Annotated in this window: 4 protein-coding genes; 2 read left to right on the forward strand and 2 right to left on the reverse strand. The window is 45.0% G+C overall.

Annotated elements, in window-relative coordinates:
- Positions 1–265: 265 nt before the first annotated feature.
- On the forward strand, positions 266–724 hold the full coding sequence (locus DP116_RS27300) for a hypothetical protein (protein ID WP_169158116.1): 459 nt from the start codon (positions 266–268) through the stop codon (positions 722–724).
- 141 nt (positions 725–865) lie between these two features.
- Here DP116_RS27300 and thrC read toward each other — a convergent pair whose 3' ends face one another.
- The gene (gene thrC, locus DP116_RS27305; RefSeq protein ID WP_169158117.1) at positions 866–1,957 is read right to left on the reverse strand and encodes a threonine synthase; all 1,092 of its coding nucleotides are present in this window, start codon (positions 1,955–1,957) and stop codon (positions 866–868) included.
- 428 nt (positions 1,958–2,385) lie between these two features.
- On the opposite strand from thrC, the gene DP116_RS29830 reads away from it, so the two are divergent.
- Positions 2,386–2,568, forward strand: coding sequence for a hypothetical protein (locus DP116_RS29830; protein ID WP_169158118.1), 183 nt, complete (start codon positions 2,386–2,388; stop codon positions 2,566–2,568).
- A 279-nt stretch (positions 2,569–2,847) separates the two neighbouring features.
- Here DP116_RS29830 and DP116_RS27315 read toward each other — a convergent pair whose 3' ends face one another.
- Positions 2,848–3,054 (reverse strand): hypothetical protein, encoded by a 207-nt coding sequence (locus tag DP116_RS27315; protein WP_169158119.1) that lies wholly within the window; start codon positions 3,052–3,054, stop codon positions 2,848–2,850.
- Positions 3,055–3,414: the final 360 nt, after the last annotated feature.

Genomic DNA, 3,414 nt, shown 5'->3' on the forward strand with positions numbered 1-3,414 from the left:
GAGTTTTTTAAACCGTTAAATATTTTAACTCTCTAATTGGGAATGGGAATACTTGATCTTTGGTATTGTAAAACTTCGTTAAAATAGTACAGATGGTGTAAAAAAAAATACCATCTCAAACAGCCAAAAAGAAAGGCTTTTTGTAAAGTGCGTGCCTGTAGGGCATATTTTTAATTTTTAGAGAAGTCACCACCCGGGGTTTTCTCGGCTGAAAATTTCGGTGATACGTGAATTTTGAATTGGAACGAAGTGGTAGTAGGCATTTATGACTCAAGAATTAACATCACAGTGGTTGGCAGAAATTAAAGCCCTCAAACAGCAGATTGCGGAACTTCAAGCCGAACAGGAGGCGGGGTGGCAAAGTGGCGAAAAATGGCGTAAACTTTACAACATTGAAGCAGAACAACGCCGTACAGATGCTCAGATGGCGCAGCAGACAATCGCGTCTTTAAAAGCAGAAATACAGCAAATTAAAGGTATTGAGGAAGCACGACTTGATGATCCCACTGCTGCAACAGCGATTGAACAACAAGTCGAACAACTAAAATCTGTGGAAGAATTGCAAGCAAAACTGATTTTGGTTACTAAAGAACGCGATCGCCTGCTACAAGCTTTGAAAACAGAACAAGACAACCACGCCCAAACGCGCAAAAGTTTAACCACAGCTCTTGCTGATGCTATAGATGGTTTGACAAAGGAGAGGGAAGAGAGGGAGGGGAAATAGGCTGGGGAGTAGGGGAAGAAATTCAAAATTTTGAATTTTGCGGAAAGTGGGCGGTGTCGGTTTGGATCCGGTCCAACTTTCCAAGACGAATGAGCGAATTTTGAATTGATCTGTCTCCTTGTCTCCCTGTGCTTTAGTCTTCTAAAATCCCATTGCCTCTGCGACTGCTAACAGTTCTGGCTCAATGCCTTGTTTAAATTTGCTATGGCTGTGTTTGATAGCTGTATCTGGATCTTTGAGACCATTACCAGTCAGGACGCAAACGACTGTCGCGCCTGTGGGAACTTGGTCTTTCACCTGTAACAAACCAGCGACGGAAGCGGCGCTAGCGGGTTCGCAGAAAATTCCTTCTTCGGATGCCAAAAGGCGATAGGCATCAAGTATTTCCGCATCGGTGACGGCGTGGAATTTGCCCGCGCTTGCTTGTTGGGCTGCTACCGCTTTTTCCCAGCTGGCGGGCTTGCCAATACGAATTGCTGTAGCTATGGTTTCTGGATGTGCGACTGGCTGTCCTGTCACAAGGGGAGCTGCACCTGCTGCTTGGAATCCCATCATCTTAGGTAGGCGATCGCACTTTTGGGCTTGATGATATTGACAAAAACCCATCCAATATGCTGTGATATTTCCCGCATTCCCCACTGGGATGCACAGCCAGTCTGGAGCATTACCCAAAACATCAACAATTTCAAACGCCCCTGTTTTTTGACCTTCTAAGCGGTAAGGATTGACAGAGTTTACCAAAGTGACTGGATAAGTTTCGGCCATTTCGCGCACAATTTCTAGCGCTTGGTCAAAATTCCCTTTGATTGCCAGGACTTCTGCCCCATACAGCAACGCCTGTGCCAACTTGCCCAGCGCCACGTAGCCATCGGGAATTAAGACAAAGGCACGCATTCCTCCACGGCGAGCATAAGCTGCTGCTGCTGCTGAGGTGTTGCCCGTGCTGGCACAGATAACCGCTTTTGCTCCAGCTTCCTTTGCCTTAGAAATTGCCAATGTCATACCTCGGTCTTTAAAGCTACCAGTGGGGTTAAGACCATCGTATTTAACAAAGACACGCACTTGTCTACCAACAAGTTCTGCAATTGAGGGAACAGGTATTAATGGTGTATTGCCCTCCTGTAGAGTAACAACTGGTGTTTTTTCGTTGACAGGCAAGTACTCGCGATATTGTTCTATAAGTCCAAGCCAGGGTTGGCGATGAGATTTAGCAGCAGACAGGCTCAAAGTCACGGTATTTAAAAGCTCTTAGCTCCAATTGAAAACAGTATCTGGTATTTATTTTGCACCTTCAGTGCTATGCAAGCGCAAGGGGGTGCATCTAGGATCTATGGATTGGTGAAATTGTTCTTTGGAACAAAACTGTAGGATGTGCAGTCTCCTAAAATACAATTCTAAAGGATGTTTGTTAAAGTCAATATTGTCATATTGAAGTGCGGCAAAGTGAAAGATAACTCCATCAGCAAGGAGTTGCTGATTTGGCGTAACATGCTTGTACACGTTGCCGCTACGGTAATAGCACGACAGATGAATACTTTTCAAACATCCTTTGAGAGATGTTAAATTTGTGCGAGAAAAATATACAATTATTTAATGATTCTTAAAACTCGCCTATTATAATATCTCTAATGGTGTGAGTTGATTTATGGATAGATACGTCAATGTCTACATCTAGTGTGTCAGAAAAAGCAACCCAAAGTGTCTTGGCAAGCAAACTAAACAAGTGTTACTACCAAGCTGAGCAGTTAACAAAATTTATGCATTTGCAGGCAGAAGTCGATTGCTTGCTAGAGCAGTTGCAAAGTATGAAGACGGAAAAATCAATAACAAATAAGGAGGAATAGGTTAGTTTTCGGTAACGGTGCTAGCCCCATATAAGTAGGTCAGTGTGAATATTTATCGTTGAGACAAGGCAGAAGGCAGACGGCAGAAGGCAGAAGGGAAGAGGGTTTTAGCTAAGTTTACTTTTCGTTACATACTTCTGTTTATTTGCACCTTTCTACTTAGTCACAATATCATGACGAGCACGCAACTGAAAGCGGTGGTTGTTGTGCGAGCAAATTTTTAGACCAGAACTGTGGGCAGTCTCTACGAGCGAAGTTAGGGAATGCCCTAGTACGAGTCTAGCGAGACACATGATTGCGTCTGTTGCTTTCTTGCGATGGCAACGCCTGCCCTACGCCCCAATCCAGCGGAGCCGGATTGCCTTGTGCTGAAAGCACAGGGGCAGGGTTTTCCTCCAGAAAACCCTCCGGGCGTGATACGGGCGATGCTCCGGAGGAGCCGCCCCAAGGGGGCGATCGCAGTTCATAGTTGATCTTACTTTTCAAATCAGTATAAATAAATTGACATTATCGGATAAAAAAAGCGTGCGAGAACTGACCAGATTCTTGCAGCAATGATGCAAACGCAAGTGCGTGCTCTTTATACTTAGTGCCGCACCTTGCTAAATTTTTGGAGCTGTTTCTACTTTGTGCTTATCCGGGGGCGTTACGGATGCTGCGGGCGTTGGCGAAATGAGGTAATTGCATCCGGTGGATAATACACGAGATTGTTCGTGCGTGAAGTACGATGCACCAGATCTAAAAGCGACACAGAAAGCGTTTTTTACTTCCAACTTCCGACTTCCAACTTCTGACTTCCGACCAAGAAGGGGTGTAAGGGGAGCCAGTGCGTTGGGGAGCCAGTAC

Origin of the sequence: Brasilonema bromeliae SPC951, from assembly GCF_012912135.1 — a bacterium.
Lineage (GTDB): Bacteria > Cyanobacteriota > Cyanobacteriia > Cyanobacteriales > Nostocaceae > Brasilonema > Brasilonema bromeliae.